This is a genomic window from Enterobacter sp. MGH 33 (assembly GCF_000534535.1).
In the GTDB taxonomy this organism is placed as follows: Bacteria; Pseudomonadota; Gammaproteobacteria; order Enterobacterales; family Enterobacteriaceae; genus Enterobacter; species Enterobacter hormaechei_C.
In genome coordinates this window covers 59,626-82,596 of record NZ_KI973214.1, presented here as the reverse complement: position 1 = coordinate 82,596, position 22,971 = coordinate 59,626, and the positions used below count along the sequence as shown (strand labels likewise).

The following is a 22,971-nucleotide window of genomic DNA, read 5'->3' as shown; positions in this document are numbered from 1 at the left end:
GGGTGTGTGCATCCTGTCCATCCGGTGAAGCCATCCCCCGTGTGTCCTCACGCGGAGGGCTGCTTGTAGCACCGTCGGGTCGTCATCCAAGGGGTGAAATGCACTCCGCCAAAACTTTTTGCGGGGCGCAAAAACTTTTGTCTCCGCCCCTTTCCTTCCTCCCTTCGCCGTTGCTCCTTTGCCCTTTGCCGCGAGAGAACTCACCAGGGAGATGGCCAGCCATCACCACAGGAGAAAACCAGGATGCACACACGAAACGTCAACGTCAAAACCGCCGCTCAAGAATCTTCCAGAAAGATGGGGGGGAAAACCGTGTCGTACACGATCCTCGTCGCTGAGACGAAAAAAAACTCTGAGGAGGAATCGGACGTTCTGGAGTTCAGCAGCCTTGCTGAGCTGAAGAAACTGCGCAGAAGCTGCCCCGAAACGATGCGCTGCACCTATTTCTACGCCCTCAGCAGCGGCGTCGATAAACAGTTCCGCCATATCCATGTGGCTGAAGCTGACCACTTCAAACAGTTTGTGCGCCTGATCGAGCGCGCAGGTATCGACATTTAAATCCGGTTCACCCCGTGCGGCAGCTGTCGCACGGAACCTCATCAGACAGGAGCATGAAATATGAACGTTAACACCCCGACCGCTGCACCAATGGCCTTTTTCGTTCCGTCTCATAACGCTGTTTATGACCGCGCAACACAGCTGGACGGGCAGTGGGTGACTCAGCGTGAAGCGAAAACGCTGGAATCCCTGCGCCGTCTCTATCCGGACGCGGAGCTGATCCCCGCGACTCAGGTGCAGGAAAAGCAGAATGACGGCTATCGCCGTCCCTGGGTGGAAATCACCGAGGCCCGGTACATCGACCAGCTGGAAACGTTGCCGCCAGTGGACTGGTGCAGAGGGTATGGCGGGGAGTCGTTCAAGTCGATGGAGTTTACAGGTGGGGATGTGACCGCGATTTTTGTCCGGTACGGCGAGCACTTCTTTGAGTGCCACGACCTGCACACCCGCCATCACCGGGAGCTGATTGGCGACGTGATCGCCCGTTTCTGTCTCGATGCGCCGCTGAATTCAGCGCATTAAAAAAGCAGGGTTGCCCCTGCTTTCTCAACGCCGGGTAGCCGCAGCAACGGTGAACCGGCAATCACAACCAAAGTAAGGAGATTGATCGTGAAATTTGACCCGCAAACTGTCGCACAGGCTGAGGCATTTGTAAATGCCCTCCGCGCCGGAAAACGTGCTCACATGCCCGCGCTGCGCTTTGACCAGTGGCAGCAATTTATGACCACCGTTTACGCTGGTCTGGGGCTGGCATAAGAGGAGGCGGCCGCCTGCGGGCGGCCGGTAAGGAGAAACCATGTCACAACTGAGTTTTGAATCCCTGTTCCTGGCAGACCAGACCGATCCGCAGCCGCGGGTTTCCGCTCCTGTCCGGGTATTGACGCCAACTGAGGCGCGTAAGCAGTTCGCCAGTGTATTCCGCCAGACTGCGAAATATATGCGCCGTTCCGAAGTGTTCCGCGATTTCATCACCCTGGTAGCCAGTGGGCTGGATATGGCGCGCATACGCTCGCCAGAAAACATCGAAAACAGCCGACGCATCTGCGAACGGTATCAGCCAGACGATTTAGACGCCATGAGACATCTGTACTGCCTGTTGGTGGAGGGGCTGGCGGGTGAAACTCATGATTTCCTCGGCGCTCTGTATATGGAGCAGGAGCTGGGCGCGGATGAAATGGGGCAGTATTTCTCTCCGTGCTCCATCTCCCGCCTGATGGCCGGAATACTCATGCCCGGCGCTCAGGAGACGATAAAGCGTGAGGGTTGGATGACGCTCGATGAGCCTGCCTGTGGTAGCGCCGGTATGGTCATTGCCTTTGCATACTGGATGGCTGACGCGGGATATAACCCGTCAGAACAGCTGTATGCCACCTGCACAGATATCGATCCGATGGTGGCTGATATGGCCTTTATTCAGCTGTCACTGCTGGGTATCCCAGCGAAAGTCGTGACCGGTAATACGCTGACCCTGAAAGCAAATCGCGTGCGTTATACCCCCGTTTATTACTTCAATGACTGGCAGGGACGTCTGGAGTTCCGCAGCCGTTTCGAAGCGATGAAAAACTTTCTGGCCACCGTGGCCGCCTGACTGACAGAGCGGCAGGGCAGACCTGCCGCAGGGAGAGAGAAAATGACAAGCAACACACTGAACGCTGTTCCGGCGACCGTGCTGGAGACGATGGCAGAACGCCTGAACGGTCAGCCTGAACCGCTAAAAATCCGCAGCAACGATGATCACGCCGCGCTGGCCGCAGATGTGCTCTGGAAATTTGCCCGTAAAACCGGGCTGAACAGGGAAAGCGAAAGCGTGCAAACCGTCATCACGGATTTTCTGGCCAATCTGCTGCACCTGTGCGAACAGTGCGATCCGGACGGGGCGGGTATCGATGGATTTAATGCCCTGCTGAATATGGCCATGATGCACTATGAGCAGGAAAACGGAGGTGACAGCGAAGAACCGATCTGAGCGGAAATCCAGGCCCCGGTGCATATCATCGGGGCAACCGCAAAAAACGCTACCCCTTCGGGGAAACGGGGAGGGCGAAAGCGCCTCCGGCGCTCCTGCCTTTCCCCGTTGCAGTGCTTCTCTCCTCTCTTGCGATCATAACCGACGTCCTGCTGGTTAACTTTCTCCGCTGCAGCTCCGTGGCCATAACCCAAAAAACGGGCAGGGCGATGGCCCCCTTCGGCTCCCGGCCAGCGTTGCTGTCCGGTCGTCGAGCCCCACTCCGCCAGGGCGGCCGCTGCGCACCCGCCAGGCTCCGCCGAACCCCTGCGGGTTTCGGGCCATACGGCTAGGGTCTGATGGCAAAGGTCAAGGGCTGCGGCTTCTCCGGCCGTGCCGTCCGGAACGCCTTCACCGCGCCGGCTGATGCCGTCGCTCTGATGGCGCCACGCCGTTCCGACGTGTCGGGTGTGTGCATCCTGTCCATCCGGTGAAGCCATCCCCCGTGTGTCCTCACGCGGAGGGCTGCTTGTAGCACCGTCGGGTCGTCATCCAAGGGGTGAAATGCACTCCGCCAAAACTTTTTGCGGGGCGCCAAAACTTTTGTCTCCGCCCCTTTCCTTCCTCCCTTCGCCGTTGCTCCTTTTGCCCTTTGCCGCGAGAGAACTCACCAGGGAGATGGCCAGCCATCACCACAGGAGAAAACCAGGATGCACACACGAAACGTCAACGTCAAAACCGCCGCTCAAGAATCTACCGGAAGATGTGATTCAAACCTCACCACGTCCCAGTTCACGGATCTGTTTTGCTGGGTCCTGGCAGCATCGGAAGGGGAGCCACAACCGGCAATTTTTACGCCGCCAGAGAATGCCACTGAGCTGACGTTAATTAATGACGAATGCCCGGATTATATCTCTGTCTGGATCGTAGATGGTCGCCCGGTGGCAATTGCAATGCCGCTGGATAATTTTCACCGCGTTATTTCTTCATCACTAACTAAATAATCAGGAGTAAATAAATATGGTCAGTTTCGCAAGCCGCTATCGTATGCCTACCTCGATTCGTAAAGACCGTCCGCTGACGAATGAGGAATTACAGCACATCGTTCCGAGCGCGTTCTCATCGGATAAACACGATTCACGCTCTGAACGTTATACGTATATCCCGACCATAAACATTCTTGATCGCTTACGTGATGAAGGTTTTCAGCCGTATTATGCAACTCAGTCACGTACACGTGACCAGGATAAACGCGACTTTACAAAGCATATGCTTCGCCTGCGTCGTCATGACCAGATTAACGGAAAAGAAGTACCGGAAATTATTCTGCTGAATAGCCATGATGGTTCAAGCAGCTATAAAATGATCCCCGGTATGTTCCGTCAGATTTGCAGTAATGGTCTGGTTGCGTGGAAGGATTTTGGTGAAATCCGCGTACCCCACAAAGGGGATATTGTCGGTCAGGTTATTGAAGGCGCTTACACGGTGCTGAAAACATTTGACGCGGTTGATGAAAATATTGACCTCATGAAAAGCATTCAGCTCACTTTGCCTGAGCAGCGCCTTTTTGGTGCGACCGCCCTGGAACTTAAGTACGATGGAAAACCAGCGCCGATTACACCGGAGCAAATTATTAACCCGCGCCGTGTGCTCGACAGAGGCCAGGATTTATGGACCACGTTTAACGTGGTTCAGGAAAATGTGATCCGTGGGGGCATTCGTGGCAGAACGGAAAAAGGGAAGATGACCAGAACGCGGGAAGTCACCGGAATAGATGGTGACATCAAATTAAATCAGGTGCTCTGGAAAATGGCCGAAGAGTTTGCAAAACTGAAGGCCTGATAATTAAGCCGCTCAACAGAGCGGCTTTTTACTGACCACTGTTTAAAGATGCTGTTTCTGCAATTTTCATCTCATGTTCCTTTCCCGCAGCTGGCGCCAGACGTTCAGAAAGTAACTTTTTTCTGGCCAGTAAAACGCGATATATATTTTTGATATCCTGAGCATAGGCCTTGCGCTGCGCAATGAGCTTTTTGCTCGGCCCCGTATTATACATCCCCACGCTGTCCCAGTTTTTTCCGTATGACCTGAAGTTGTGCGCTAGCACCCATGCCCCGGTGTAAACGCAAATACATGGATCATTCAACAGGCGATAACGGGTAATATTGAAGTTTTTAAGTTTACCGTAATGGGAACTGTTCACCTGCATCCCGCAGACATCTTCTGTCCCATTCCTGTTTGATCCATTTATCGCACCCGGCTTCAGTCTGCTCTCTTTAATCGAAATTGACATAAGCAGTAGTGGATCAATTTGATAATCTTTCCCGGCCTGATCAAAGCACATCTGGGGAGCTGCGCCAGCAGACAGTGAAATGGTCAGCAATGCCGCAGGTAGTAACGATATTTTCATGGTTTGGCCTTTTAACGAAATACACGGGCTCTGGAGAGCCGATTTAAAAAATACCCCGGCGGATCGTCGTAATCAAGTTAATTCACTACAAACGCGCGTGAGCGCTCTCCTGATGGGATTTTACATCTGTCAGAAATAAACATGTCAGAGCAGTAGGCGGTATTAACATGCCGCTCTTTACTAACCCTTTAAAACATCACACCCCACGCAAGACTTCGTCTTGCAGATTTTTCCTTTTATTTCAGTGGGATGTTTGCAAGAAATTTGCGCGCTTTTGGAATGTGACCGTTTAATGTAGTACATACCGACACTACACTATCGTATAATCATGATACCTGTTAGTGTCGGTATGTCTCACATGTATCGTACAATTGTAGATATGCTTTAATTACATTGAATTATATATCGCACAGCGTCACACTGTCGCACATCATAGTGCTGGATTGTACTACTGTATAGAACAGAAATTCACAGCAGTATCAACCCATTACAGCCTTGCACAGCAATCTGGTAATCCACCAACAGGCCATACATAGTGTCGGTTCCGACACTAACTTAAAACAGGTAAGAAATATGGGAAGAGTCGGCATCTACCTTAAAGATAAAATTGAACGTGAAGTTCGCGATATTGTTCAACAAGACCTGCAGAACGGCGCTAATGCTGGAGAAGCAAACATATCAGCCACCTGCAACGAATTAATCAGGCTTGGACTGCTTGTCTATAAACGCGATGGCGAGGATGGCAACCAGTTTGATATCGAAGGATATCGCAGAGACCTCATAAGAAAAGCAGCCGGCTCCCGCGAAGGCACATTCCTCATCGCCACTTTACTTTCTGAGATGTATTTAAAAATGACAGGGAAAGACGGCGAGGGCAGTCTGGAAGATACGCTTAATATGATTATAACCGGCATAAACACAGCAGAGGATGAGGCAGAAGCCAGACACTTCATCAACGATAAAGAATAAATCTGTGAGCCGGACATCCCGGCTCACATCGATCACAGGGACGGTTTTTCATCCCAGGGAAGGTCACTTTTCTCCACCTCCTTTATTTTTTCTTTCAGGAACACCTCGAACTCCATGCAAAGAACTTTAAGCGCCTGCGCATCCTCGTTCTGGTCAAGTAACCTTTCCGTAAAATAACCCAGCGTATTCATCAGACGGGTGAGCATTTCGTCATTCAGACTACGGTTATGCACCTTCGCCATTGCCCTGATTTCATCCGCAAGGTTTTCAGGAATTCGCATGCTATATCCGGTTGTTTTCCCCGGAAGCAAAACTCTTTCACCCTCACGCCACATCCACAATAGCTCCTGCTTGGGCGAGGGTTTAATTTCTTCAGAAACATCAATAGATTCACCATCAAGTAATTGCCCTAGCCACTCTTCAAATCTCACCGCCAGAGCAATGAGCCGTTCACCCTCCGCAGTTTTAATGACAGGCTTGCCGGGCTGATAATTCAGCGACAACAAAAGCCTGGCAATAATTTCCTCATTCACACTTCTGTTGCCAGCTCTGGCACATATTCTCAGCTCCATAAGCAGATTATCCGGAGCACGCAATCGCCACTCCACCGCCTCACCTGGCTGGAACTTGCGTGGACGGCCGCGACCATCCCACATTTTTTCTTTTACTTTCATAGCTATAGATCCCCGGAGGCCATTTCCGAACTTACTGGTCAACAAAGCCTACTCACTTACATATTCGGATAAATCTGAATGATTCCAAAAAGTGTGATATGCGTCACAGTTTTTTTTTTTTAGGGTCATGGGACAATTGCGCCCGCGTAAACAAGCACTTACGCGATTCACTTTTGTTTACTTCGGAGAAAACAAACATGTTAACCAAAGGCAGTGCCCTTAACGTCGGTAAGGGATGGGCGGTAGCGTCTTTATTCCGCAAAGCACGCGAAAATCGCAAAGCTAAATTTTACTTAAAGTCAGCAGGCGCTTTTTTAATTGCACTTATGGTCACTCACCCGGCATTCGCATCTGGTACTGACCTTCTTTCCTCACAGAACACCACGGTTAATTCCACCTTCGGTTCTGGTTCCTCACTGGTTAAATGGTTCTACATCGCCGAAATCATCATGGGCCTGTTTATTTACATTAAGGCCCGCTCACCACTGGTGTTCGTCGGTATCGTTATGGCAATCATCTTTACCCGTGTCGCCTTCGGCATCGCGAGCTAAATGATGAGTGGGGAAGGAGATAAATATAACTTCCCGGAAACAATGAACCAGCAGGACCGCTATTTAGGCTTACCGATTGACGAATTGATTGTTACCGCACCCCTTTTAGTTTTGGGGGTGCTTAACAACCTCTCACTCGAACTTGGTGTAATCGCGGGAATCCTCTGGTTTATCGTCAGATATCTGAAAAAAGGGCAGGGGTCATACTGGTTACTTAATTTCTGTTACTGGCACCTGCCATCACTTTTATTCAAAGTAACCTTTCGCCAGATACCTGATTCAAGTTTCCGGCACTGGAGGGCATAGTTTTTCATGAAACTGAATATTAAAGGAGAGCGCGATAAACAACTACGCTATGCGTTTATTGGTCTTTCAGCTTTAACTTTACTCATGGGCGCTGGGAATGTACTGACAGGGTCACTGGCGTGGTATTTCGCCACCACCCAGAAAACAATCACCACGCCATTAATGTTTAACCGCCCATTTGCATCAGATTCAAAAAGTGTCGACGCTACCGGTCTGACGCAGTTCGCCGCTTCCTTTATTTACTGGCGACTCAACGTTACCCCGGAAAACATCGAACACAACCAGAAAATGATTCTTGGATTTGTCCCTTCCGCCGAACGGGACGTACTCAAGAAAGCCCTGGACATAGAAACTGAGCGCATCCAGAAAGCGGGCATCACCACCCAGTTCGACACGAAAGAAATTCGCGTCATGGACGATGGCTCCGTGCAGTACAGCGGAGTTCTGAAATCCTCCACCACAAACGGCGCAATCATCACGCCACTGAAAGACCAGGAAAAAACCTACCGACTGAAACTGAGTTATGACAATGGTGTGATTAACCTCCACAGCTTTGAAGAACTCAAGCCGGTATCTCCCACTAACTGACAGGACTGCCCATGAAATTTCGCATTTCACCGGCAGCTGCTGCTGTGTTTCTGGCAGCGGGATTATTCACAAGCGGCCTCCGGGCCGCTTCCGCACCCGCAGCCATTCCGTTTGAGAACGACGCCGCCTTTAACGTCACCCTCAGCAACACCAACCCGAGCAAGGTTGTTGTCGACGGAGAACTCATTACCAGCATCAGCGGACCAACCGGTGCGTATGACCAGAGCCAGACCGAGGACGGAGCGCTTATCCTGTCTCCGCTTGTCGGCCAGAACTTCACCCTGTTTATCCAGACTGACCACGGCTCATCACTGAGCCTGAACGTCAGGCCGCAACCGGGTAACGGCAAAACACTGCGCTTCACCCCGATGTCACCACCACTTCGCAAGAACGACGATGCGAAAGCATGGGAAGAAGGGCAGACCTATGAAAAAACGCTGGTTGCGCTATCCCGCGCCGTAGTCAATGGCCAAGTACCGGACGACTACCGGGAATACCCGGTCAGCCGCATGCCGGCTTACTCACCCGCTAGTGATGTACACCTGACGCCTGAGCGTCAGTTTGTGGGCAACCACCTTCGCGTGGTTCGCTTCCGGATGAGCAATCCGGGCAGTATCACCCGCAGCCTCCGCGAGCGCGATTTTTGGCGCAAGGGTGTGCGGGCCGTAATGCTGTCGCAGAACCAGCTCTACGCTGGCGGCGAAGGGTATGCCTGGATTGTGTTCTCAGATGATGGAGACACCCGCTCATGACCATAAGCCTGAATGAAAACCTGAAAACCCGCCGCAAGCAGCTGGCCATCCTGGCCGCCGTCATCCTGGGCGGAGCAGCTGCAGCAGGCGGCGTAATGTGGTACGGGCAATATCAACAAAAACAAAAGCAACCCACTCCGGTTGCAACACCTAACCTGACCGGCGTAGTGACCGCGACGTTTAACGAGCAGGTCAACGATGCCGCACTGACTCAGCAGCAGGCAAAGACCTCTGCTCTTGAGCAAAACCTTGCCACGCTTGCTCAGCAGTTCGCGCAGAACAAGCTCACCACCGAGCAAAAACTGGCCGAGAAGGACGCTGAAATTCAGCGCCTGAACGACCAGCTTACGAAAGCCCCCGGCAGCAACCAGACCACTGGCCAGCAGACACCACCTGCTGGGCAGAATGGAACACCACTCCCCGGTCCGGTTGCTGCCGGCCAGGCCCGACCACCCGAATACAATGTGACCCCCGCAGGTGCACCGGCCGCCACTGGTGTGAATATGGGGCAGGGTGCAGCGTTCTACCCGGGCGGCTCCGGCCAGCGCATGACAGGTGGTCTGTCGACAACAAAGTTCAGCTACGACAGCCTGAAGAAAAAGCCAACCAAACTCCCCTGGATTCCATCTGGCTCTTTCTCTGATGCTGTTCTGATTGAGGGGGCCGACGCGAACGCCAGCGTCACCGGTCAGCAGAATACCAGCCCTGTTACTATCCGCCTGCAGGGCAACATTCAGATGCCCAACAACAAAGAGTTCAACGCTGACGGTTGCTTTATTGTGGGTGAGATGTGGGGCGATATTTCCAGCGAACGCGGAAACGTCCGCACTCAATCCATCAGCTGCATCCTGAAAAACGGCAAGCACGTGGACATGGAGTTTCAGGGGCATGTCAGCTTCCAGGGTAAAGGCGGCATTCGAGGCAAGCCAGTCATGCGAAACGGCATGATTGTCGGCTACGCCGGTGCAGCAGGCCTCCTGTCAGGCTTTGGCGAAGGTATCAAATCCGCCGCTACACCATCCGTCGGCCTCGGCGCCACAGCGGATGTCGGTGCCGGCGACGTGTTTAAGCAGGGCATAGGCGGCGGGGCCAGCAAGGCGGCCGACACGCTGAGCCAGTACTGGATTAAGCGCGCCGAGCAGTACCATCCGGTAATTGATATCGGTGCCGGCAACCAGGTGACCGTTGTATTCCAGAAGGGCTTCCGCCTTGAAACCATCGAGGATGCCGAGGACGCGAAAGCGAAAGAGGAACTGCAGAAAGCCGGCAACGCCGCGCAGAACGCCGTGACTCCGCAACCTGCGAGCCAGACCACTACATCCAGCACCACCTCAGTCGGCAACATCAACCCGGATGACGTTCTCCGCCAGGCCAGCCAGCTGCGCCTCGGTGACACCATCAACTGAGGAGGACAAATGAATGATATAGGTTCCATGAAGCGCGAAAGCGAACTAAAGCTTATCGAAGAGGACCTTAACCGCTGGATGGCTGGAAAAAAAACAAAGCCCCACTGGATATTCTGGGTTGGGGCATTAACCGCTACAGGGATGTTGATTTTCAGCTTCTGGTCAGGCAATCAAAGGCTTACCGTGGTTTCTTTTGCAATAGGAATGGCATTGATTCTCGCCGGGTTGCTACAGACTGGTGAAACATGGGAAGAGAAAATACAGAAGAAAATTCAGTCATATGAGCCACTTGATATCGATGCCATGCGTACCCTGGCCTTTTCTTTTTTTCACAAGGATGAGCTGACGCAGGAAGAAATCAAACAGTGGCTGGACGCGGAGTTCAGCGCCATTTCTGATGCCGCTCTTCGTGGGGGAAGCAGGAATGCGTGATGAAGAACGTAATAACAGTCTGCTCAGGAACATGCGGATGCATATTGCTGAATGGGAGGCTGGTCGGCCCACTCCGGCAGCAAGCAGGTACATGTTTTTGGGGGTTGCCATCTTTCTCGGTGTTGGGGGGCCAGTTCTTTCGTATTACCTCTCACTGTGGGCGCTGGTTTTCCTGATTGTCTGGCTATTTCTGACTCAATGGATATGCAGGCGAATTGTCCCCCGCTACAACGAAAGCTGGGCGGAGGTATTTGACAGGATGCTTTCTGAGTATGAACCCCTGAATCTTCCCGCCTGGGAACACCTTAAGCACCAGGCTGAAACGGAGGGGCTGACGGCCAGCATCGTCAGCAGATGGTATCAGCTGGAAGCGATGAGTGTCTGGCCAGAAAAGAAACCAGGCTTGAAATTCCTCCATAAAACTACTGACCGCAGCGTGAAAACAGGAGAGGAGTGAAGCGTAATTCGGCAATACCCCTAATTACCCCGTCTCCTGCATCAAAACTGGAATCAAAATCAATGGTGGCTATATGAGATACACAACCGATTCAGAAACAGGTCTTAACCCCCGCGGTCTTTTCCTCATCATGGGGGGAGCTATCGTCATCGCCAGCCTGCTTATTGCCTGGCTCTCATTTTACAGTATTAACGAAGGTGAAAGGGGAGTGCTGCTGCGAAACGGACGTATTGTTAAAGTCGCTCAGCCCGGCCTGGGACTGAAATGGCCGATCATCGAAAGCGTGGAGAAAATAACCGTTAGGAATGAGGCCATGCTTTATGAAGGTATGAGCGCCTACAGCTTCGATCAGCAACCCGCAAAAATGACCGTATCCGTGAACTTCCATGTTCTGCCGACCGAAGTGGAACGCGTCTACAGTGGCTATCAGACGGTTGATAACATGAAAACGCGGCTGATTGCCCGGCAGATACCTACACAGCTGGAAAACGTTTTTGGACGATATACCGCAATAAGCGCGGTTCAGGACAGAGCGAAGCTGGTACAGGATATGCAGGCCGCGCTGCGGAAAAGTGTTGATGGACCAGTGGTGATTGATACCGTACAGATTGAAAATCAATACGCCTTCGTGGAGCCGCAGAAGCTGAATCCATCCGCCAGCGCGGTGATGCACTTCGGGATAACCCCGGCCTGGTCAGTCTGACGACGGCTGAACGCTGGGATGGAAAGCTTCCGGCATCAATGATCCCCGGAGGTTCCGTCCCTTTCCTTTCGGTGAAGTAACCTCTGACAGCCTCTAATTCGTTCATCATCACAACCCCTGTAATTCATTTCACTGGAGTGTTTATGTCTGCCAACATGGCGCGCTATCCATTACTCAAAATCCTGCACAACTATCGCTATATCCTGACTCCAGCACTGGTATTCACTATCGAACTGACAGTGTGGGCAGTGCTCAATCTTAAAGGCGTGGGTGATATGGGCTGGGTCTCCTGGCGAGTGTGTCTGCTCTTAAGCATGTTCCTCGTATGCTTTAGCGACTCAGCCTTTAACAAACTCGATGGTGGGTTTCTTATGTATGGTTCAGTCGTTCCGTGGGGCGGAATGCTGATAGTGGCGAGTATTTATGGCTTTATCCAGATGAACCTGAACTTTCTGACGCTGGATTTATTTTATGCCGGCGTGTTTGGCAGCCTTGCTGTGCAGTTGGTTTTCACTGTGATTCAGTGCAACTGCAAATAATCGAAATTGAGTATTACCCCTCCCTGAATACCCCCCTTAAATTAAAACCGGAGTTACCCCATGAAAAAACTACTGGGTGCTGCACTGCTGTGCAGCGCACTGACCGGCTGCGCCGGTCTCAATTCTGATTTCGACTGCAACAAGACCGCGACCGACCAGTGCCTGACGACCGCCGAGGCAAACAAGCTGGCCGCTCAGGGTAAAAATCTGGATGACCTGACGGCCGAGAAAACCGCAAAAAAGCCTGCGGGTGAAACCCTGCCGGCACTGCGCAATTCAGCACCGGTCGTGAATCCATTCCGTCCTGTCTCCGCCGCAGCAACCGGAACCACCGCCGTTAAGCCTGCCGCACCGCGCCCCCTGACCGCTGCGCCGACGAAATCGTCTGGCTCGCTGGTCACGCCGCTGACCACAATCAGTCACGCGACCCCCGTGCCGGTTAACACTGCGGGCCGCGTTCCGGTTCAGCGTATTCCTGACGCCACGCAGCGCCTGTGGATTGCACCCTGGGTGGACACGGACGACAACTTTCATCAGCCGGCTGTGGTCGAGTTCGTGAAAAACAAATCCCACTGGGATGAGAGCTACCGCGTCATCGGGGAGGGCGGGGAATGAGCAGCCACTACGTTTCCGGCAAGAACGGCGTCGATCATCTGGTGAAATCATTCACCCATACACGTAAAGGAACGGCGCAAATCACTGCCACACAGTCAGTCGATACCGACGATGAAACGCTGGCCGTTCTGAGCGTCAGCTGTGACTGGCAGATTAAGACCGCCGGTGATGCACCGCACACCGGTCAGGTGAACGAAGAGAAGCTGCGTCGCCTGGAGTTGATCCGGGCCGCTGCGGAGGGCCGAAAATGAGTTTTGTCGACAGCCTGATGGATATGCTGAAAAACGGGAAAGAGGAAGACGGGGCAGCAATGGCCCGCAACAACCTTTCTCAGACCTGGGACTATCCGTCCCTGGTCGCTGCGCTGCCGTACCGGTATTACGACGACAAGAATGAAATTTTCGTCAACGCCGGCTCTGCGGGCTTCATTATGGAGGCCGCCCCGCTTCCCGGCGCGAACGAGCAGGTGATGGCCGCGCTCGATGACATGCTGCGTAAGAAGCTTCCCCGCCAGACCCCTGTGACCGTCATTATGCTTGCCAGCAAGTGTGTCGGGGAACGTATCGATCGCGGCGTGAGTAACGACATGTGGAAAGGGGGGATGGCCGATCACCTCAATAAAATTACCCGCGCGTTCTGGCAGCGCTCCGCGCTACACGGCCTGGCCAACGAACGTGAATACCCGCTCTACCTGCGTAACTACCGAATCTTTATTGTCTATGGACAGCCCGTTAAGCGTGCCTCCCAGATGCAGCGGGTGATGGATGACCTGATTCAGACGCGCAACACCATCCGCGTCTCCCTGGGGGCCGCGCGCATCGACAGCATGAATACCGATGTGCACGCTTTCCTGTCTGCGGTACGCGAGCAGATGAACTACCGTCAGGAGCAGGTGCTGACGTCCTCCGGGGATTACAACGAGGATGAGAAGCTCAACCGCCAGGTTGTTGATCCGGGAATTGACCTTAAGGTTCATCCATCGCATATCCGGATGGAGCTGCCGGAGACCATAGACGCGCGCGGGACACGCCTTCCGGCATCGGCATGCCGTATCATCAACATGCAGCTTGCCAAAACGCCTAAACGTTTCGCCCTCTGGCAGGGGGCTGACAATCTCCAGAACCTGCGTTTTCCCGACCTCGGGATACCCTGTCCCTTTATGCTGACATGGACGACGGAACTGGAGGAACAGACCAAAAGCCAGAGCGAGTCTTTCCGTAAAGACCAGGACCTGTCGAAAAAAGCCAACTCAGCCTATGCAGCACTCTTTCCCGGTACCAAAAAAGCGGCAGAAGAATGGCGACGTACCCGTGAACAGCTGCACAGCAATGAAATCGCGCTCTGCAATACCTACTTCAACCTGACCCTGTTCGCGCCGGACAACAATACCGAGGCCCAGAAGTGTGAACTGGCCGCCGTCAACGTGTTCCGTAAGAACGAGCTGGAAATGGTGACGATACAGTATCAGCAGATGCGTAACTGGCTGGCCAGCTTCCCGTTCGTCATGCAGGAAGGGATGTGGGAAGACCTGAAGATAACGGGAGCAACGCTGCGCGCCAAGTCATGGAACGCAGTGAGCCTGATGCCGGTCGTCGCCGAACGTCAGCTGTCCAACGTGGGAATGCCGCTCCCGACCTACCGCAACCAGGTTGCGTTTTACGACATGTTTGGCGAGGAGAACGGCAGTACCAACTTTAACATCGCGGTCACCGGCACGTCCGGGGCAGGGAAATCGTTTCTGATACAGGGGGTACTGCGTGATGTATTGAACGCCGGTGGTTATGGCTGGGTTATCGACATGGGGGACAGTTACAAGAACTACTGTCACCAGGCCGGCGGGGTTTATCTTGATGGCTCCAAGCTGCGATTTAACCCGTTCGCCAACGTTAAGGACATTAACCATTCTGCGGAAGGGATTGTGCGTCTGCTGACCGTACTCGCCAGTCCGACGCAGCCACTGGATGGCGTCTGTGAAGCGATCCTGCAGAAAGCGGTAATGGATGCGTGGGAGAAGAAGGCAAACAAAGCCCGTATCGATGACGTTCATAACTACCTGACCAATGAGGATGTGAACCAGGCGTTCGCAGACAAGCCGACCATCATCGCGCGCCTTGCTGAGCTGGCCATGCTGCTCGACACGTACTGCACCTGGGGGCCTGATGGAGAATACTTCAACGCCGACACCCCGACGCTCGATGGTGAAACCCGCTTCGCGGTGCTGGAGCTGCTGAGCCTGGAAGACAAGCCGAAGCTGCTCTCGTCCATCCTGTTCTCGCTCATTCTGGCGATTCAGGAAAAGATGTACCACAGCCCGCGCGACCTCAAAAAAGTCTGCATCATCGACGAGGCATGGCGTCTGCTGGGTGGCTCCAACCCGCACGCGGCAAGGTTTATCGAAACCGGCTACCGCACCGTGCGTCGTCACCGTGGCGCGTTTATCACCATCACCCAGGGCATTAAGGACTTCAGCGCCAGTAAGGAAGCCGAAGCCGCCTGGAATAACAGCTCCACCAAAATCACCCTCCTGCAGGATGCGAAGGCGTTTAAACAGTACCTTGCCGATAACCCGGATCAGTTCTCGGACATGGAAAAAGAAGTTATCCGTGGCTTCCAGCCCGCCCTGCAGACCGGCTACAGCTCCCTGCTGATAAATGCCGGTGAATACAGCTCCTTCCATCGCCTGTTCGTCGACCCCGTGACGCGTGCCATGTTCAGCTCGCGCGGTGAGGACTTTGCTTTCATGCAGAAAGCGCAGAAAGAAGCGGGAGCGACTGCGGAAGAAGCGGCGTATCTGCTGGCGGAGAAAAAATACGGCAGTGAACTTCGTGAACTTGAAGAGTGGGTGAAAGCAGCATGAGTGAACAACAGGACAAGCCGTATGAAGGCGACACCGTCCGCGACGGTGTAACAATCGCCAGCAAAACATCCCGCTGGGTTAAAGCCAGCATGCTGGGGCTGGCGGGACTTCTGGTTATGACAGGCGTGGCATATGTGACGGCGAAAGCCGTCACCCCGGAGGTGGTGGTCTTCGACATGAAGGGGACGGTGGACCTCTTCATGCAGCAGTCCGCTCAGTTACAGCTCGATGAAAACAGGGCTAAAGCGATGACCCAGCAGTTCAACGCGGCACTGACCGGCAGCCTGGATGCATGGCAGTCCTCACACAACGCCATCGTTCTGGTGAAGCCGGCGGTGATGAGCCCGCAGCGCGATATCACGAATGAAATTCGTGCTGATATTGCCCGACGCATCCAGGGGGGCCAGTGAAAAAACGACTGCAGCTGACGGCCATGATGCTGCTGATGCTTTCCGCCGGCAGCGGGGCGAAAGATCTCGGTACCTGGGGCAACGTCTTCGAGCCTGCAGAGCAGGACATGCTGGCGTTTATCCAGAATCGCCTGAAGGGAATGGAGCAGACGGGTGAGCTGGACCGCCTTCGCAAAGAGGCAACGGAAAGAGTGAAAGAGCATGCGGTACGTCCGACACCGGTGGAAGGGCTCACGAAAGCGAAGGAATACCGCAGCTTTGCCTGGGACCCGACATTTACCGTTAAGGAAACGATCACAGACATGCAGGGCAACGTGATCGCCCGCAAGGGCGATACGGTCAATCCTCTGGATAAGGTGCCCTTCAGCCAGGTGCTCTTTTTTATCGACGGCGATGATAAGGAGCAGGTGAACTGGACCCGACAGCAGCTCGCCGGCCAGACCAGCGTGAAGGTCATCCTGGTGAACGGCAACATCAAAGAAACCAGTGATGCGCTGAATGAACGTATCTACTTCGACCAGTCTGGCGTACTGACCCGTAAATTCGGTTTTGAACACATCCCCGCGCGGATATCGCGCGACGGTCGCGTGATGAAAGTGGAAGAGATTCCGGTACCAGGAGCGAAAAAATGAGTGCAACAACGTTAGGTGACCTGTTTCCCGAAATGCGTCAGGCGGTCACATCCCATCGACGTTACGGCAGAAAACCGCGCAAACCCGCTGAGATAACGCCGCGTATGGGAACAGCAGAACGACTGAAGACGCTGTACCCCGAAATTGACTCCTGGCATCCGGTACTGGTGACCAAAGCCTGGCTCCACTGGTGTGAGCAGAACCAGCAGGACAGCCGGGAGCCGTCCAGGCGTGATGAACGTTTCCCGGACTACATCATTCACCTCTTACTGGAGAACATGCGGGCCGAGGACAGCGCGAAACGTAAAAAGGGCCCGACGCTGTCACTTTCCGAGCGTCTCGACAGGTTGTTTGCAGGCGAAGGGCAGGAGAGCGCCGAATGTCACTGATACACAATAACTCTGTGCCACCTGCGTCTCAGCTCATGACAGGCCACAATGCTGATACCAGGGGCTGCGACGAAACCGTAAATCAACTCTGTCAGCTATACCCTGAGATCGCCTCATGGCAACCGGCGCTGATCGCCGGTGCCTGGCACCAGTGGTGCGCGAATAACCAGCGTCAGCCTTTAGCGCCGGAAGAACGAGATGAGGCGTTTCCTCTGTACCTCGTCAGGCTTATCCGCAACAGAATGGAGGAGATGAACGCATGGCGTTAATCAGCTGCTTCACCGGCCCCCAGGGGCTGCAGGGGATGCTCACCTGTTTGCGTGATACTGAGGGCATGACCGGTATCCTGGTCGTCGTTGTGCTACTCGCTGGCTGGATTGTTGTTCAGCATCTTGCAGATACACGCCGTGAACGCCGGGCACGGGAGAGCAGACCGGGAATACCGGTCCCTCTCGCACAGTTTGGCGGTGCCCGACATGCCGATGCGGTTCACGCCTTTGCTAACCGGGAATACTATCAGATATTGCTCGCAGAGCTGGAAAAAGGCCTGACTGAGGCGGGCTATGCACTCACACGCGATGAATCACTGCGCGTGACGATCCCAGAGGCCGACCGGCTACAAATCAGCCGCCGGATTTTCCGGGCACGCCAGAACTATACGTCGCCGAGAGTCTCTGAGGAGGCGATGCAGGACAACGTAGATGCAGCAGTGAACGATGGGTACGCCGGCTCCTGGCTCAGCTTACTCATACGTGGCAGTGAGCGCATTGGCTGGTACATCACGAGACCGGAAAACAGCCAGTGATCAACCGCGCTGCCCTTCAGGATGTTCGGTGCTCACTGCGTTGCGCTCCGCCTCAGCCTGAATGTCATCCCGGTTTCCGATTAACCCCCGACCAGGTAACGCCATGAAAAAAGACCCTGATACTGAAAAGGGCCGGAATGTCACCATCTCGTCAGTACGTCACGATGAGGGTTCGGCCCGACAGCTGGATGAAATCCTCAACGATAACCCGCTGTACAAGCCCTCGCACGTGCTGCGCGGCGCCATTCTTGCCCTGTACGAAATGAGCCAGGAACAACGTCTGGCCATCATCATGAAAGCGGCTGATAAAGCCAAAAACCACTGACCATTTCTTAAGCCCTCCCGCCGTCCGGTGGCTGCGGCACTCCCGGAGATACCCCATGACTCACCCTGAATCTGTCAGGCCGGTGACGGTTACCCGTGACCGCAACGGCTTCTGGACGCACCCTCATTATTTTGCACCTGCCAGTGATGAGGCCACACAGACTGAATTTGGCGACTGGATGCGTCAGCACAATCTGATCTGTGCCACCCGCTGGATGGAAAACGACGCGCCTCCCCAGGTGATCGCTGACTGGGAAAAGGGAAAACAAAACATCAGTGACTGGCTTCCTTCCGCGCCAGAGGGGGAGGGCTGGTTCATTGGCTCCATTCATGACACTGAGGACGGCCCGGTCTGTGTATGGCTGCGGGAGGTGAAATGAAGCGTTTCTCATGGCTTGCCGGCGTGATGCTGGTCCTGCTGTCCTGGATGCCAGCTCAGGCAACGGCCGCAGCCAGCAACGCGGGTGATGGCCGCTGGGTTAACCCGATAAGCGATGTCTGCTGGAAGTGTCTGTTTCCGATGACGCTCGGCAATATTCAGCTGGCCGCCGGTCCACAAAAGGATACCAACAACCCGGCTTCGCCGATCCAGATTTGTCCATATGGTGTGTTTTATCGTATCGGTCTGGCCATCGGGTTCTGGGAGCCAATGGCGATGGTGGACGTAACCCGTGAGCCTGGCGTCATGGTCAACATGGGCGGCTTTAAAATCGATCTAGGACGAACGGGAACGGGAACCGCAGGGCAGAGTGACCGGCCCGCTGCCGGCACGTTCTACCATGTTCACTGGTACAAATACCCGCTGATTTTCTGGCTGAACATCATCACCAGTCTGGGGTGTCTGCAGACCGGCGACATGGATATTGCCTATCTCTCCGAAGTTGATCCTCTCTGGAATGACAGCACCCTCTCGATGCTGATTAACCCCGAGGCAGCGCTGTTCGGCAACCTGATAGCTCAGGGGGCCTGTGCTGCTGACGCAGCTGCATCATCAGCTGGCCTTCCTCTGTCGCCGCTGTTCTGGTGCGCAGGTAGTCAGGGTTCTATCTACCCGCTAACAGGCTTTACCAGCGGTGAGTTTTCTCCGCTTGAGGCCTCTCTGCTGGTCGGAGAGCGAATGGCCTTCAAGATGCATCGTGAGGGGCTGGTATGGAACTCTGTGGGCGCGGACGTCGCCGTATGTAACCAGTATCCATCCCCGATCATCCCGAAAGAGCGATGGCGATACCAGATGGTGAACATGTACCCCGAACCGGGCAACTGCCATCCCTTCGGGGCCAGCACGCAGCTTTGGGGCACAACGCATAACTCTCCATCCTCCAAAAAGAACTTCGGCTACCTCTTCTGGCGCAAACGTAACTGCGTATTCCTTTAAGGACATGACAATGAAAAACGCTTATCTCCGGGCGCTGACGATCAGCGTCATGATTGCTTTCGGGCCGCTGGCCCTGGCGAGCGCCCAGACCGATATCTCCGTCTCCGACCATAGCTGGATCAAAGGTCAGCAGGATGCGCTGACAGCGATGAAGGAAGACCTGCAGGGGCATCCGGCGGCCGCACCCGTCTTACCGCAGCAGCAACTGGACCTGATTAACCGCCTGCAGGGCAATATCGCAGCCCGGACCAACAAGATGGGGGAAAAAGACACGTTCCCGGCTATTTACTTTGTGAGCCTCGGTATTCCACGTGAAGGTCTGCTGCCCATGCTGAAGGATGCCCGCCGTTACAACATTCCGCCAACGCTGCGCGGCCTGGTTAATAACGACATGCGACAGACCGCGGCGGCAATGTTTGAGCTGAGTAAGGAGGACAAAGACGCTGGCGTGCAAATCGATCCAACGTTGTTCACTCAGTACAACATCACCACTGTGCCCGCCCTGGTGGTGACCTGCCCTGGCCACTATGACGTAATCAGGGGAAGTCTGCCCCTGCAGCAGGCTCTCGAAAAAGTAGCTGAAAGTGGTGATTGTGCGGCAACGGCACGCCATCTTCTGGAGGCCGGAAAATGAAAAAACTGCTTTCAACGGTGCTGATGCTTTTTCCGCTTCTGGCTGGCGCAGCTGATCCTGCCTTTGAGGCGGGCGCGAGCTTTGGCAAAGGCAATGCCTCCGCCGGCACGGGAGCCCTGAAAAATCCGGATACCGTCACGGGGGCAATACCAGGCTATACCGCTAACCCACCGGAGAAAGGGTATTACGGCGGCGTGGATGGTGGTGACGGTGGGCTCGCCAACAAAGGGCAGGCCGCTCTGCAGGGCAATGACGCAGCGCAGTCGGTTATCAACTCCGGAAAAACGAACCCGACGCCCGCCATCGACCCGAACGCACCTTTCATCACTATCGGTAAAAATGCGGAAGCTGGCGCTGACGGTGTGCTGAACGGGACCGCGAACCAGTGTAAGGAGGTGACGGTATCGAAAACCACCTTTGAAAATTATACCTGCGATAAGGATGTGGCCTCAGTGGAAGCCTGTTCAAGAACGGCAACACCTGGCGGACATACTTCCACCACGACAGTGCAGAAAACTTTCACACTGACGGCGGCCAATGGCGATGTTGTTTTTACGAATAACGGTACTTCCTTAAGTTTTAGTTTTAAAGCGCCGGCATCAGGACCGGTGATCAGCGCGCATTTTTACTGGGCGGATCGCGATGTCAATGCCGGGAAAATCTCCTGGTGGGGCGTCAGTCAGACGATTGTCGGAAAAGCCTTTAACTGGGAAATGCCGGGCGCTCCGGGGACACCGTTGTCGCAGGGGGGCTCGTTACCTGCCGGTTCCTATCAAAGCACCGGATGTGTTAGCGGAAAGCAGGATGTCTGTAGAAAACATATCCGGGAGCAGATAGCTGACTTTCAGTCTGGCGCGTCAGGCTTCACGCTCGTGCTCGTTATGAATGCGGTCGAGACTACCTTTGTCCCGGAAGTGAACTGGTCCTCATCCTGTGGCCTGGATATGTCGAAGGCGAGAAAAACCACGTCAACCTGCACCTCTCCTGGGGGAAATAAAACCATTGTTAACAATGGTCAGAGCTATAACGTTTACAGTGACTGCTGGCAGTACACCGATAACTATGTCGTGCCGTCAGACTCCACCGGAACCTGCGGAACGCTGATGACAAACCCCTCCTGTACGGCGGCAGGCAACACCTGCACTGAATCGACCGACGGACAATGTACCCACATGAGCTACACCTACCAGTGTCAGACCACACATCAGTCGGGTGGACTGGTCTGCGGCGGCGACTACATCTGTAAGTCAGGCGAGTGTGACGACACGAATGGTGCGGGAAGCAGCGGTTTTGATACGGCCGTGGCCAAACTGGCCGGCCTTGCCTCGGCGGCTGAAGACGCAAAAGACGCAAGCAGTACCATTGAGGTTAAAGCCTTCACGGGGAAAGCCATGCGCTGCCGTAAGGCCTTTGCTGGTTTCTCTAACTGCTGCAAAGACTCTGGCTGGGGACAAAGCGCCGGACTGGCCGCATGTGATGATGAAGAAAAGGCTATAGGGAAGGCGAAGGCGAAGAAAATCACCGTCAGCGTCGGCGAGCGGTGCGATCGCAAGGTGCTGGGTGCCTGCATCCAGAAAAGTCAGGTCTACTGCGTCTTTGACGGCAAGCTTGCCCGCATCATTCAGGAGCAGGGGCGTCGCGACCAGCTGGGCGTTAAGTTCGGCAGCGGCGACAGCCCGAACTGCCGGGGGATCACCGTCCCGGAGCTGCAGAGCATCGACTTCGACAAAATCAACTTCTCTGACTTCTACGAGGATTTGATGAAGAACCAGAAAATCCCCGATACCAGCACGCAGGTCCAGCAGATTAAGGAGCGCATCGCCGCGCAGGTGAACCAGCAGGGAGGTGGTAAATGAAGCGTGTCCTCTGTGGCCTGCTCATGGCGCTGGCGAGCCATACGGTAGTGGCCGAGGAGATTGTAACGCCTGCAGAGCCTTTCACCGGCTGGTCCTGGTACAACGAACCGAAAAAGCCGCCGGAGCAGTCCAGAAAGCCACAACAGCCTGCACCGCAGGCCATTCCGGACCTCAGCAAAATGTCCCCGATGGAGCAGGCCCGGGTACTGAAAGGGTACACACAGGAGGCGCTTAATCGCGCCATCCTGTACCCCTCGCGGGAAAACACGGCGACGTTCCTGCGCTGGCAGAAGTTCTGGACCGATCGGGCATCGATGTTCAGCCAGTCCTTTGCGGCGGCGCAGCTGAGCCACCCGGATCTCGACTACAACCTGGAGTATCCGCACTACAACAGCATGGCGCCGTTTATGCAGACCCGCGACCAGCAGACGCGGCAGAGCGCCGTGGAGCAGCTGGCGCAACAGTACGGTCTGTTCTACTTCTACCGGGGCAGTGACCCGATTGACGTGCAGATGGCGGGCGTGGTGGCGGACTTTGCGAAAACCAACGGGATTTCGCTTATCCCGGTATCGGTTGACGGTCAGGTGGCAGCCTCCCTGCCGCAGAGCCGTCCGGATACGGGGCAGTCCCGGTCGATGAATATCACGCACTTCCCGGCGCTCTACCTTGTTGACCCCCGGAGCAAGAATTACCGCGCGCTGTCTTACGGCTTCATGACGCAGGATGATCTGTCGAAGCGATTCCTGAACGTGGCCACCGGCTTTAAACCGAATTCCTGAGAGTT

The 22,971-nt window shown here is 54.6% G+C and carries 32 protein-coding genes and 1 pseudogene; 31 read left to right on the top strand and 2 right to left on the bottom strand.

Annotated elements, in window-relative coordinates:
* Positions 1–243 precede the first annotated feature (243 nt).
* From L379_RS00175 to L379_RS00200, 7 genes are all read left to right on the top strand, one after another.
* Positions 244–558 (top strand): hypothetical protein, encoded by a 315-nt coding sequence (locus tag L379_RS00175; protein ID WP_032656143.1) that lies wholly within the window; start codon positions 244–246, stop codon positions 556–558.
* A 60-nt stretch (positions 559–618) separates the two neighbouring features.
* Positions 619–1,080, top strand: a complete 462-nt coding sequence (locus L379_RS00180; protein WP_050597054.1) for a DUF1419 domain-containing protein — start codon at positions 619–621, stop codon at positions 1,078–1,080.
* An 87-nt stretch (positions 1,081–1,167) separates the two neighbouring features.
* On the top strand, positions 1,168–1,314 hold the full coding sequence (locus L379_RS0124505; protein WP_032656140.1) for a hypothetical protein: 147 nt from the start codon (positions 1,168–1,170) through the stop codon (positions 1,312–1,314).
* 40 nt (positions 1,315–1,354) lie between these two features.
* Complete coding sequence (locus L379_RS00185; RefSeq protein ID WP_032656137.1) at positions 1,355–2,146, top strand: N-6 DNA methylase; 792 nt, start codon at positions 1,355–1,357, stop codon at positions 2,144–2,146.
* A gap of 42 nt (positions 2,147–2,188) precedes the next feature.
* On the top strand, positions 2,189–2,524 hold the full coding sequence (locus L379_RS00190; RefSeq protein ID WP_032656134.1) for a hypothetical protein: 336 nt from the start codon (positions 2,189–2,191) through the stop codon (positions 2,522–2,524).
* A 689-nt stretch (positions 2,525–3,213) separates the two neighbouring features.
* Positions 3,214–3,507, top strand: a complete 294-nt coding sequence (locus tag L379_RS00195; RefSeq protein WP_032656131.1) for a hypothetical protein — start codon at positions 3,214–3,216, stop codon at positions 3,505–3,507.
* A 16-nt stretch (positions 3,508–3,523) separates the two neighbouring features.
* The gene (locus L379_RS00200; protein ID WP_032656128.1) at positions 3,524–4,345 is read left to right on the top strand and encodes a DUF932 domain-containing protein; all 822 of its coding nucleotides are present in this window, start codon (positions 3,524–3,526) and stop codon (positions 4,343–4,345) included.
* A gap of 28 nt (positions 4,346–4,373) precedes the next feature.
* On the opposite strand, the gene L379_RS00205 is transcribed toward L379_RS00200, so the two are convergent.
* The gene (locus L379_RS00205; protein ID WP_032656125.1) at positions 4,374–4,913 is read right to left on the bottom strand and encodes a lytic transglycosylase domain-containing protein; all 540 of its coding nucleotides are present in this window, start codon (positions 4,911–4,913) and stop codon (positions 4,374–4,376) included.
* 573 nt (positions 4,914–5,486) lie between these two features.
* On the opposite strand from L379_RS00205, the gene L379_RS00210 reads away from it, so the two are divergent.
* Positions 5,487–5,882 carry a relaxosome protein TraM gene (locus tag L379_RS00210; RefSeq protein ID WP_032656124.1) on the top strand — a complete coding sequence of 132 codons (396 nt, stop codon included), beginning with the start codon at positions 5,487–5,489 and terminating at the stop codon, positions 5,880–5,882.
* A 32-nt stretch (positions 5,883–5,914) separates the two neighbouring features.
* On the opposite strand, the gene L379_RS00215 is transcribed toward L379_RS00210, so the two are convergent.
* Positions 5,915–6,556, bottom strand: a complete 642-nt coding sequence (locus L379_RS00215; RefSeq protein ID WP_032656122.1) for an Arc family DNA-binding protein — start codon at positions 6,554–6,556, stop codon at positions 5,915–5,917.
* A gap of 197 nt (positions 6,557–6,753) precedes the next feature.
* Here L379_RS00215 and L379_RS00220 point away from each other — a divergent pair, with 197 nt between their 5' ends.
* From L379_RS00220 to traF, 23 genes and pseudogenes are all read left to right on the top strand, one after another.
* A complete protein-coding gene (locus L379_RS00220) occupies positions 6,754–7,107 on the top strand; it encodes a type IV conjugative transfer system pilin TraA (RefSeq protein WP_032645467.1) in 354 nt (117 codons plus the stop codon).
* Between the two features lie 3 nt (positions 7,108–7,110).
* The gene (gene traL / locus L379_RS00225) at positions 7,111–7,413 is read left to right on the top strand and encodes a type IV conjugative transfer system protein TraL (protein ID WP_032656210.1); all 303 of its coding nucleotides are present in this window, start codon (positions 7,111–7,113) and stop codon (positions 7,411–7,413) included.
* Positions 7,414–7,419: 6 nt separating this feature from the next.
* Positions 7,420–8,001 (top strand): TraE/TraK family type IV conjugative transfer system protein, encoded by a 582-nt coding sequence (locus L379_RS00230; protein ID WP_032656121.1) that lies wholly within the window; start codon positions 7,420–7,422, stop codon positions 7,999–8,001.
* A gap of 11 nt (positions 8,002–8,012) precedes the next feature.
* Positions 8,013–8,753: a type-F conjugative transfer system secretin TraK gene (gene traK / locus L379_RS00235; RefSeq protein WP_032656120.1), complete on the top strand. Its 741-nt coding sequence runs from the start codon at positions 8,013–8,015 to the stop codon at positions 8,751–8,753.
* A gap of 2 nt (positions 8,754–8,755) precedes the next feature.
* Positions 8,756–10,159 (top strand): F-type conjugal transfer pilus assembly protein TraB, encoded by a 1,404-nt coding sequence (traB, locus tag L379_RS00240; protein WP_032656207.1) that lies wholly within the window; start codon positions 8,756–8,758, stop codon positions 10,157–10,159.
* Between the two features lie 9 nt (positions 10,160–10,168).
* Positions 10,169–10,591, top strand: coding sequence for a hypothetical protein (locus L379_RS00245; RefSeq protein WP_032656118.1), 423 nt, complete (start codon positions 10,169–10,171; stop codon positions 10,589–10,591).
* Positions 10,584–11,048 carry a hypothetical protein gene (locus L379_RS00250; protein WP_126493961.1) on the top strand — a complete coding sequence of 155 codons (465 nt, stop codon included), beginning with the start codon at positions 10,584–10,586 and terminating at the stop codon, positions 11,046–11,048. Before L379_RS00245 ends, L379_RS00250 begins: the two co-directional genes overlap by 8 nt.
* 73 nt (positions 11,049–11,121) lie before the next feature.
* A pseudogene (locus tag L379_RS0124500) lies at positions 11,122–11,831 on the top strand (SPFH domain-containing protein).
* Between the two features lie 63 nt (positions 11,832–11,894).
* Positions 11,895–12,290, top strand: coding sequence for a hypothetical protein (locus tag L379_RS00255; protein ID WP_032656111.1), 396 nt, complete (start codon positions 11,895–11,897; stop codon positions 12,288–12,290).
* Between the two features lie 60 nt (positions 12,291–12,350).
* Complete coding sequence (gene traV, locus L379_RS00260) at positions 12,351–12,905, top strand: type IV conjugative transfer system lipoprotein TraV (protein ID WP_032656108.1); 555 nt, start codon at positions 12,351–12,353, stop codon at positions 12,903–12,905.
* Positions 12,902–13,156 carry a hypothetical protein gene (locus L379_RS00265; protein ID WP_032656105.1) on the top strand — a complete coding sequence of 85 codons (255 nt, stop codon included), beginning with the start codon at positions 12,902–12,904 and terminating at the stop codon, positions 13,154–13,156. The genes traV and L379_RS00265 overlap by 4 nt, the downstream gene beginning before the upstream one ends.
* Positions 13,153–15,762: a type IV secretion system protein TraC gene (traC, locus tag L379_RS00270; protein WP_032656104.1), complete on the top strand. Its 2,610-nt coding sequence runs from the start codon at positions 13,153–13,155 to the stop codon at positions 15,760–15,762. The genes L379_RS00265 and traC overlap by 4 nt, the downstream gene beginning before the upstream one ends.
* On the top strand, positions 15,759–16,172 hold the full coding sequence (trbI, locus tag L379_RS00275; RefSeq protein ID WP_032656101.1) for a type-F conjugative transfer system protein TrbI: 414 nt from the start codon (positions 15,759–15,761) through the stop codon (positions 16,170–16,172). The genes traC and trbI overlap by 4 nt, the downstream gene beginning before the upstream one ends.
* Positions 16,169–16,804 (top strand): type-F conjugative transfer system protein TraW, encoded by a 636-nt coding sequence (gene traW / locus L379_RS00280; protein WP_032656099.1) that lies wholly within the window; start codon positions 16,169–16,171, stop codon positions 16,802–16,804. Before trbI ends, traW begins: the two co-directional genes overlap by 4 nt.
* Positions 16,801–17,193, top strand: a complete 393-nt coding sequence (locus L379_RS00285; RefSeq protein WP_032656097.1) for a hypothetical protein — start codon at positions 16,801–16,803, stop codon at positions 17,191–17,193. Before traW ends, L379_RS00285 begins: the two co-directional genes overlap by 4 nt.
* A complete protein-coding gene (locus L379_RS00290; protein ID WP_032656094.1) occupies positions 17,184–17,462 on the top strand; it encodes a hypothetical protein in 279 nt (92 codons plus the stop codon). Before L379_RS00285 ends, L379_RS00290 begins: the two co-directional genes overlap by 10 nt.
* Before the next feature lie 47 nt (positions 17,463–17,509).
* Positions 17,510–17,998, top strand: coding sequence for a hypothetical protein (locus L379_RS00295; RefSeq protein WP_181006770.1), 489 nt, complete (start codon positions 17,510–17,512; stop codon positions 17,996–17,998).
* A gap of 103 nt (positions 17,999–18,101) precedes the next feature.
* On the top strand, positions 18,102–18,323 hold the full coding sequence (locus L379_RS00300) for a hypothetical protein (protein WP_015572104.1): 222 nt from the start codon (positions 18,102–18,104) through the stop codon (positions 18,321–18,323).
* A 55-nt stretch (positions 18,324–18,378) separates the two neighbouring features.
* The gene (locus L379_RS00305) at positions 18,379–18,702 is read left to right on the top strand and encodes a hypothetical protein (protein ID WP_023345504.1); all 324 of its coding nucleotides are present in this window, start codon (positions 18,379–18,381) and stop codon (positions 18,700–18,702) included.
* Positions 18,699–19,697, top strand: coding sequence for a conjugal transfer pilus assembly protein TraU (gene traU / locus L379_RS00310; RefSeq protein ID WP_032656090.1), 999 nt, complete (start codon positions 18,699–18,701; stop codon positions 19,695–19,697). Before L379_RS00305 ends, traU begins: the two co-directional genes overlap by 4 nt.
* 10 nt (positions 19,698–19,707) lie before the next feature.
* Complete coding sequence (gene trbC / locus L379_RS00315; RefSeq protein ID WP_032656087.1) at positions 19,708–20,331, top strand: type-F conjugative transfer system pilin assembly protein TrbC; 624 nt, start codon at positions 19,708–19,710, stop codon at positions 20,329–20,331.
* Complete coding sequence (traN, locus tag L379_RS00320) at positions 20,328–22,187, top strand: type-F conjugative transfer system mating-pair stabilization protein TraN (RefSeq protein ID WP_032656083.1); 1,860 nt, start codon at positions 20,328–20,330, stop codon at positions 22,185–22,187. The genes trbC and traN overlap by 4 nt, the downstream gene beginning before the upstream one ends.
* On the top strand, positions 22,184–22,966 hold the full coding sequence (gene traF / locus L379_RS00325; protein WP_032656081.1) for a type-F conjugative transfer system pilin assembly protein TraF: 783 nt from the start codon (positions 22,184–22,186) through the stop codon (positions 22,964–22,966). The genes traN and traF overlap by 4 nt, the downstream gene beginning before the upstream one ends.
* Positions 22,967–22,971 lie beyond the last annotated feature (5 nt).

Excerpts from the sequence above, each read along its gene's own strand:
- trbC (WP_032656087.1), top strand. The coding sequence starts at position 19,708 with ATGAAAAACGCTTATCTCCGGGCGCTGACGATCAGCGTCATGATTGCT.
- L379_RS00200 (WP_032656128.1), top strand. The coding sequence starts at position 3,524 with ATGGTCAGTTTCGCAAGCCGCTATCGTATGCCTACCTCGATTCGTAAA.
- traF (WP_032656081.1), top strand. The coding sequence starts at position 22,184 with ATGAAGCGTGTCCTCTGTGGCCTGCTCATGGCGCTGGCGAGCCATACG.
- L379_RS00300 (WP_015572104.1), top strand. The coding sequence starts at position 18,102 with ATGAAAAAAGACCCTGATACTGAAAAGGGCCGGAATGTCACCATCTCG.
- L379_RS00180 (WP_050597054.1), top strand. The coding sequence starts at position 619 with ATGAACGTTAACACCCCGACCGCTGCACCAATGGCCTTTTTCGTTCCG.
- L379_RS00285 (WP_032656097.1), top strand. The coding sequence starts at position 16,801 with ATGAGTGCAACAACGTTAGGTGACCTGTTTCCCGAAATGCGTCAGGCG.
- L379_RS00305 (WP_023345504.1), top strand. The coding sequence starts at position 18,379 with ATGACTCACCCTGAATCTGTCAGGCCGGTGACGGTTACCCGTGACCGC.
- L379_RS00210 (WP_032656124.1), top strand. The coding sequence starts at position 5,487 with ATGGGAAGAGTCGGCATCTACCTTAAAGATAAAATTGAACGTGAAGTT.
- L379_RS00215 (WP_032656122.1), bottom strand. The coding sequence starts at position 6,556 with ATGAAAGTAAAAGAAAAAATGTGGGATGGTCGCGGCCGTCCACGCAAG.
- L379_RS00265 (WP_032656105.1), top strand. The coding sequence starts at position 12,902 with ATGAGCAGCCACTACGTTTCCGGCAAGAACGGCGTCGATCATCTGGTG.
- traU (WP_032656090.1), top strand. The coding sequence starts at position 18,699 with ATGAAGCGTTTCTCATGGCTTGCCGGCGTGATGCTGGTCCTGCTGTCC.
- L379_RS00190 (WP_032656134.1), top strand. The coding sequence starts at position 2,189 with ATGACAAGCAACACACTGAACGCTGTTCCGGCGACCGTGCTGGAGACG.
- L379_RS00185 (WP_032656137.1), top strand. The coding sequence starts at position 1,355 with ATGTCACAACTGAGTTTTGAATCCCTGTTCCTGGCAGACCAGACCGAT.
- traV (WP_032656108.1), top strand. The coding sequence starts at position 12,351 with ATGAAAAAACTACTGGGTGCTGCACTGCTGTGCAGCGCACTGACCGGC.
- L379_RS00195 (WP_032656131.1), top strand. The coding sequence starts at position 3,214 with ATGCACACACGAAACGTCAACGTCAAAACCGCCGCTCAAGAATCTACC.
- L379_RS00220 (WP_032645467.1), top strand. The coding sequence starts at position 6,754 with ATGTTAACCAAAGGCAGTGCCCTTAACGTCGGTAAGGGATGGGCGGTA.
- traK (WP_032656120.1), top strand. The coding sequence starts at position 8,013 with ATGAAATTTCGCATTTCACCGGCAGCTGCTGCTGTGTTTCTGGCAGCG.
- L379_RS00250 (WP_126493961.1), top strand. The coding sequence starts at position 10,584 with ATGCGTGATGAAGAACGTAATAACAGTCTGCTCAGGAACATGCGGATG.
- traC (WP_032656104.1), top strand. The coding sequence starts at position 13,153 with ATGAGTTTTGTCGACAGCCTGATGGATATGCTGAAAAACGGGAAAGAG.
- traN (WP_032656083.1), top strand. The coding sequence starts at position 20,328 with ATGAAAAAACTGCTTTCAACGGTGCTGATGCTTTTTCCGCTTCTGGCT.
- L379_RS00230 (WP_032656121.1), top strand. The coding sequence starts at position 7,420 with ATGAAACTGAATATTAAAGGAGAGCGCGATAAACAACTACGCTATGCG.
- L379_RS00205 (WP_032656125.1), bottom strand. The coding sequence starts at position 4,913 with ATGAAAATATCGTTACTACCTGCGGCATTGCTGACCATTTCACTGTCT.
- L379_RS00175 (WP_032656143.1), top strand. The coding sequence starts at position 244 with ATGCACACACGAAACGTCAACGTCAAAACCGCCGCTCAAGAATCTTCC.
- L379_RS00245 (WP_032656118.1), top strand. The coding sequence starts at position 10,169 with ATGAATGATATAGGTTCCATGAAGCGCGAAAGCGAACTAAAGCTTATC.
- traL (WP_032656210.1), top strand. The coding sequence starts at position 7,111 with ATGAGTGGGGAAGGAGATAAATATAACTTCCCGGAAACAATGAACCAG.
- L379_RS00255 (WP_032656111.1), top strand. The coding sequence starts at position 11,895 with ATGTCTGCCAACATGGCGCGCTATCCATTACTCAAAATCCTGCACAAC.
- L379_RS00290 (WP_032656094.1), top strand. The coding sequence starts at position 17,184 with ATGTCACTGATACACAATAACTCTGTGCCACCTGCGTCTCAGCTCATG.
- trbI (WP_032656101.1), top strand. The coding sequence starts at position 15,759 with ATGAGTGAACAACAGGACAAGCCGTATGAAGGCGACACCGTCCGCGAC.